Source organism: Flavobacterium sp. ACAM 123 (assembly GCF_000264055.1).
Taxonomy (GTDB): domain Bacteria; phylum Bacteroidota; class Bacteroidia; order Flavobacteriales; family Flavobacteriaceae; genus Flavobacterium.
In genome coordinates this window covers 1-5,782 of the sequence record NZ_AJXL01000154.1, presented here as the reverse complement: position 1 = coordinate 5,782, position 5,782 = coordinate 1, and the positions used below count along the sequence as shown (strand labels likewise).

Genomic DNA, 5,782 nt, shown 5'->3' with positions numbered 1-5,782 from the left:
CTTTCTTTTTTATGCGATACACACAATATTAAAAATTATATTCTGTATTTGGCTTTCCTTTAGGTTCAAGGCAGCCATTACGTCCCCATAATTGTTTTTGTTGATTGAAGCAGAAAAGCTGCCCGGAACAATGACAATACGAAACGTTTGATTCTTTATGTATGTTGGTGTTGTACTTAAATCGTAAGTCCCTCCCGCATAGATCGTGAAATCTTTCTTACTGAAATCAAAATCATAATCTAACTCTCCTGCAGGCAGAAAAAGAGTTCTTGGAATAAGCTGCCAAATTGGAGTATTAACATCAACCGTTCCAGTCATTCTGTAAATCAGCACCACATCAGATGCAAATATCTCGGGATTTAAAGCTCTATAAATAGTATAACCATCCGTTGCATTAAAATTAAAATCTACATTCTTAAGCTCGAAAACTTCACCTAACAAGCCGTCTTGTCCATCTAATCCATCAAAGCCAGGAGGTCCCTGGGATCCATCGCAACTTGAAATCAATATCATTGTAAAAACTGCTAAAATTGTACTAATCTTTTTCATAACTGTATTTTTTTATGGTTATTTTTATTCCTTTATGCTAGGTATTAATTAAATCAAAGTTAATTATTTAAATAATTGTATCCCAATTCATAGGGTATTTAAAGCTAATTTTTAACGAAAATTATAGCGTCTTTTATTTTCAATACATTTTCTTTTTTGGGAAGAATCACGATCTCGTTATGTTTGCCTTTACCGTTTTGTCTTTAGAACTGCATTAAACCCAGCATAGTCTTTTATTTTAACTAAAGATTAATTTTCTGGATTTGGTTATCTTTAACGTTTAAGGCCGTGATTACATCTGAATAATTATTTTTATTTACAGCCGTAGCAAAACTCGCCGGTACAATAACAATTCGAATGACCTGATTGAGTCTGAAATTTGTAGAGACCGATTGTAAATCATTTCCAACCATGTATATATCGACATCGCGATTAGTGTAATCAAATCTAAAACCAAAATCTAATGCTCCATTATTATAGTAGTAGGTTTCAGGTAATAATTCCCAAATATCCCCTTGAGAATTAGATCCAGATAATCGATACGTGAGCACCACATCTGAAGAATAAATTGGCGGATCGAAGGTGACCAGTCTACTAAAATTATTATTTAAATTAAACGAAGTGGTCACTTCAAATACTTCAGTTCTGGCAATAGGCGCAACTTCAAAACTATCTGATGTCGTACAGCTTTGCAAGACAAACAAGCCTGTGACGGCTAAAAGTGTAATTATCTTTCTCATGTTTTTATTTTTATGGGTTCCTTTAATTTCCTACATTCACGAACTGTGCCAAATTTTATTATGGAAAAATTATGTAGCTTTGAATTATGGAAAAACAACTCAAATTATACATGATAATGTTAGGCTGTACGCCAGAAGGTCGGCTTACGGAGCAACACGATATTTTTTTTGGAATCGGTCCTTCCCTAAAGGAGTTGATTCCGCAGATGAAGGCTTTTTGGCCTGAGGCCAAAGGACGAATTCACATTGATGCTTGGCGCGAAGTATCGGTAGTAGATCAATTTTTAATAAAAATTAGCGACAGGAATACAGCTGTAAACACTACTTCTGAAAGTTTATTTTTTATTAATCTTGGAGGATATAAAGAAAATGAATTTGAAGAATACCATTATAAAATACTTGCGGTAGCCAAAAGTTTTGAAGTAGCCTCCAAAAAAGCCGAAGCGACTACTTTCTACAAACATTGCGGTTTCGAAGAAGCTATTTCCCATATTGACGACAAATACGGAATAGATGTGGATGATATTTATAACGTTGATGATATCCTGGATGTAAAACTCAAAGAAAAATATTCCTTAAAACTCACCAAATCCGAAACGAAATTAGAAGAAGACACGTTGCATGTAGGGTATTTAAAAATAGATGAAGTAGAGTAAACTATTCCTTTTAAATATTAATTCAGTAAAGAGCTTCTATACCGTAGATTAAATTTATTTTAATAATTCTTTGTGAGTTGTTTCTTAATGTAAGTTGTAATTTTATAACGTATACTAAAGTTTTAAATACAAAGTTATGGAAAAGAGAATAGCTATTTTAGCCACAAACGGATTTGAAGAAGTTGAATTGAGTTCACCAAAAGAATATTTAGAGCAACAAGGATGGAAAGCCGAAATTGTTAGTCCTGAAAGCGGAACCATAAGATCATGGGCCAAAACGGATTGGGGAAAAGACTACAAAGTAGATCAAGTTTTAAATACTGTTAAAGCTTCTGATTATGACGCCTTAGTATTACCTGGTGGAGTTATTAATCCAGATATATTGCGAACAAATGAAGATGCTTTACTTTTTATAAAAGACTTTTTCAATGCAGGAAAACCGGTTGCAGCAATTTGTCATGGTCCGCAAATTTTAATTAGTGCCGGATTAGTTAATGGACGAAAAATGACTTCTTATCCTTCGATAAAAATTGATGTAATCAATGCCGGAGCAGAATGGCACGATAAAGAAGTAGTTGTAGACAGGGGACTCGTTACTAGCAGAAACCCTGATGATTTAGATGCTTTCAATAAAAAAATTGTAGAGGAAATCAAAGAAGGAAAACATTAAAAATTTTAGACATAACAACATAAAAATGCAGAAATCATTTTCCGTATTTATTAATTGAATTCAAGAATTAAAAGATTCAGCGTTTGCATTTGTATGGCGTTTCACAAAGAAGTTCAAAGTAGTTTCTAAATGATACTTTAAACTGTTTGCTGCGGTATTAAAATCGTTTAACTTTAGTGATTTTGTTTTCTCTATCCAGGCTAAGATTTGTTCTTTGGCTATTTCTTTTGAAATTTGTTCCTATATCTAAGCTCTAGGGCATGTTTGTAGCCTTGGTGTAAAAAGGGATAGCATTTGAATAATAATTCTGCTCTTATCTTTTGATTATCTGTTCATTAATTTTGCTTTTTAGCAATGATGCAGAGACTTCTAGCCAAAAGTTGTTTTGGAGTATCGTCATTTTCTAAAGTAATTGAAATGTATTTTATTCCTTATTCTTTTGCTTGTTTGATGGCCTGATTTTCTTTTTCAATTGCTTTCCATCTTAATTTGATTCGTTGATGTTGTAATGCATCTAATACTAACTTCACAACGTGGAAACGAGCTGTTACCAGGCTACTTTCAAGGAAACACATTCGTGAAGACAATTGCATATTATTTGCCATATCAAGGGTAATTTCCTTGAATAATTTTCTTTTATCTAATGGAATTTTATTCAGTACATCAATAATATCTTGAATTTTAGTGACTTTTATAACTGCGACTAATGTTTTTTTCTTTCCTTTTCCGATTTTGTTGGTCACAAAGGTATAGAGTTCTCCTTTTGATAAACTTAACTCATCAATGCCTAAATTTTCTCCAATGTTCTGAGGGTACATCAAATAGTTTCCAGCATGATTTTCCTGATTCCATTGTTTAAAACCACTAATTTTTTTTTATAATGACGCTGTAATAAATTAGCCTTAACACCATAATAGCTAGCAATATTACTTATCGTATCTTCTGGGGTCTCGATCTGTATCTTTTAAAAAATCAGAAAATTCAATGGTTAGTTTTCAACCTTCTGCTATAAATGAATAATCACTTTTTACTTCTGTTGATTTATTAGTTTTATTGCGCCATCTTCGTCTTCTAATACCCAGATCAACAGCTTTTCCTCTTATTGGAAAATCTTGTATTAAGGTACGTTCATAAAATCCTTTTGATTCAAAATCCGAAAAACTAAAATCATCAGGAAGACTACTTTTCTCATTTAAATAGATATAAAAAAAGTCTTTTTTTGTTTGTAAATCACCCAGCTCCTTAAAACCAATAATATCAAAATGAAATAAAAGACCCTCTGGTAGAAAGGAAGAAAATATACTAAGATCTATTTGCTTTTTTAGACAAATTTACAACTTCTCCCCAACTTTTTTATATGTGCCCAAGTAATCGTTAATCATCATTAAATCCTAATGCATTAGCAACAGTAGTGGAGATTGTCTCCCATTTATATCCATTATGAGTTGTCCCATCAGGATTACAAAAACGTGGTTAAGAAGTATCTGATCCACAACCGCCTTGTGGAGAGGCACTAGCTAATGTCTCTCTTTTTAATTCAAAATTCCCAAGATTTCTGTCGATATCGATATTAAGAACTAAAGCAATTTTTTGAGCCAATAAGGTATTATTGATTTTATCTTTATTCTTCTGGTTAGCAGGAAATGATTAATATGACAATTACCTTAAAACAAACTTTTAACTCAGAAAATTACCATCGTAAAACCATCATTTTTGTATGATATAAACACCTAAAATAAATTATATGTAAGTGTTCCTTTTATTTAAAGACATAAAAAAACCCCGAAAGTATGACTTTCGGAGTTTAATTTTTTTATCTAATCCTTCTCTATATTTTATAGGATTAAATTGTTTCTACTACTATTTTCCGGACATCACTTTTTTTATGGTGTATCCTCTATCAGTAGTCACTTTCACAAAGTAAACCTGTTCTTGCTCTATGTTAGAGCTAAGTGTTAACGAGATTTCTTTGTTCAAGTAACTATTTGTGTCCAATTTTGTAAGTACCACTTTTCCTTGTGGATTGAATACTTCAATTTTCACATTAGACACGTAATCAAAATTATATTTGATTTTAAGAACGTCTCTGAAAGGAACCGGACTAGCTGTAAAACCAGCAAGTTCAATTTTCGAAGTCGTGCTAGAATCTACTGGTTCAGGAGAACATTTAGAAACATCCCAACCTATGAATATAGCACATTCGTCAAACACTTCATTTATAGAACCAACGGCACCTGCAATTTCAGATAATGATACACCATCCTCCATGTTTTTAGTTCCGTCAACATTAGCTAAAGCTCGGTTTGCTAAATCTAACAATCCGGCAACGGTTTTCTTTCCGTTTCCATCAGCTGTAATGGCATTAATAACAGCGGCGCTGAATGTTCTGTAAGTATATTCATTTACAGTTGGCACCCAAATATCGCCTTCATAATAACCACATACTCTCACTTTTGGAATATCAGATCCACATCCTCCAGCTGGTTTGGCTGTTGCCAAAGTACCTGCTTGTAATACTAAACCGCCTAAATCTGAAGGTTTGGTTATATTAATATTCAACGCCATTGCAATGGTTTGTGAAAGAAGTATGTTGTTAATTCTGCCATTTTTCAAATAAGGATTTGTCAATGAACAAATACCAATATCACCTGCTGGAAGTTCGCTAGCTTTACCTCCGCCAGGCATTACATTAATGATACAACCTTCATCCCCTGAATTCATGATAACGGACTTACCAAGTTTACCTATGGTAATAGAACCTCCAGCATTAGTTAATGCCTGTGCAATTAGATCAGTAGTGGCAATTCCTCCTACTGTTCCGTCACAATATTTACCTCCAGAATTACCATAAGCACCCTGAGTGTATGTACATAAAGCGGCGGCACATGATTCAACGATAAGTTCTCTTGAACAACTGCTAATACATCCGTTAGCATTACTGATTGTTACATTATAAATTCCAGCAACACTTACGGTGATTGCTTGAGTAGCAGCTGTAAATCCACCTGGTCCTGTCCAAGCATAAGTAGTCATGCCTGCTGTTGCAGTGAATGTAGAACTATCACCAGCACAGATGGTTTGATTACCTGTGATTGCACATATAGGCAGAGGGTTTACTGTAAGTGTAAACATTTCCTCATCAAAACAGTTTGGATCTGTTCCAGTTT

8 protein-coding genes are annotated in these 5,782 nt (G+C 33.5%); 2 read left to right on the top strand and 6 right to left on the bottom strand.

What is annotated here, in order from left to right; all coding sequences use genetic code 11:
• Positions 1–9: 9 nt before the first annotated feature.
• Both A3SG_RS0117120 and A3SG_RS0117115 read right to left on the bottom strand, forming a co-directional pair.
• The gene (locus A3SG_RS0117120; protein WP_029596882.1) at positions 10–549 is read right to left on the bottom strand and encodes a hypothetical protein; all 540 of its coding nucleotides are present in this window, start codon (positions 547–549) and stop codon (positions 10–12) included.
• A 242-nt stretch (positions 550–791) separates the two neighbouring features.
• On the bottom strand, positions 792–1,289 hold the full coding sequence (locus tag A3SG_RS0117115) for a hypothetical protein (protein ID WP_016991225.1): 498 nt from the start codon (positions 1,287–1,289) through the stop codon (positions 792–794).
• Positions 1,290–1,375: 86 nt separating this feature from the next.
• Between A3SG_RS0117115 and A3SG_RS0117110 the strand changes: the two genes are divergently transcribed.
• Together A3SG_RS0117110 and A3SG_RS0117105 are read left to right on the top strand one after the other, a co-directional pair.
• Positions 1,376–1,945 carry a DUF1543 domain-containing protein gene (locus A3SG_RS0117110; protein WP_016991224.1) on the top strand — a complete coding sequence of 190 codons (570 nt, stop codon included), beginning with the start codon at positions 1,376–1,378 and terminating at the stop codon, positions 1,943–1,945.
• 136 nt (positions 1,946–2,081) lie between these two features.
• On the top strand, positions 2,082–2,615 hold the full coding sequence (locus tag A3SG_RS0117105; protein ID WP_016991223.1) for a type 1 glutamine amidotransferase domain-containing protein: 534 nt from the start codon (positions 2,082–2,084) through the stop codon (positions 2,613–2,615).
• A 60-nt stretch (positions 2,616–2,675) separates the two neighbouring features.
• Here A3SG_RS0117105 and A3SG_RS22520 read toward each other — a convergent pair whose 3' ends face one another.
• The 4 genes from A3SG_RS22520 to A3SG_RS20280 form a co-directional block, all read right to left on the bottom strand.
• The gene (locus A3SG_RS22520; RefSeq protein ID WP_232226419.1) at positions 2,676–2,810 is read right to left on the bottom strand and encodes a transposase; all 135 of its coding nucleotides are present in this window, start codon (positions 2,808–2,810) and stop codon (positions 2,676–2,678) included.
• A 236-nt stretch (positions 2,811–3,046) separates the two neighbouring features.
• Positions 3,047–3,433, bottom strand: coding sequence for a transposase (locus A3SG_RS22515; protein WP_232226417.1), 387 nt, complete (start codon positions 3,431–3,433; stop codon positions 3,047–3,049).
• Between the two features lie 655 nt (positions 3,434–4,088).
• Positions 4,089–4,214, bottom strand: coding sequence for a hypothetical protein (locus A3SG_RS22770; protein WP_255347718.1), 126 nt, complete (start codon positions 4,212–4,214; stop codon positions 4,089–4,091).
• Positions 4,215–4,475: 261 nt separating this feature from the next.
• Positions 4,476–5,782 (bottom strand): T9SS type A sorting domain-containing protein (locus tag A3SG_RS20280; protein WP_035664537.1); only part of this gene is annotated, 1,307 nt, incomplete at its 5' end.

Excerpts from the sequence above, each read along its gene's own strand:
- A3SG_RS0117120 (WP_029596882.1), bottom strand. The coding sequence starts at position 549 with ATGAAAAAGATTAGTACAATTTTAGCAGTTTTTACAATGATATTGATT.
- A3SG_RS0117115 (WP_016991225.1), bottom strand. The coding sequence starts at position 1,289 with ATGAGAAAGATAATTACACTTTTAGCCGTCACAGGCTTGTTTGTCTTG.
- A3SG_RS0117110 (WP_016991224.1), top strand. The coding sequence starts at position 1,376 with ATGGAAAAACAACTCAAATTATACATGATAATGTTAGGCTGTACGCCA.
- A3SG_RS0117105 (WP_016991223.1), top strand. The coding sequence starts at position 2,082 with ATGGAAAAGAGAATAGCTATTTTAGCCACAAACGGATTTGAAGAAGTT.
- A3SG_RS22515 (WP_232226417.1), bottom strand. The coding sequence starts at position 3,433 with ATGTACCCTCAGAACATTGGAGAAAATTTAGGCATTGATGAGTTAAGT.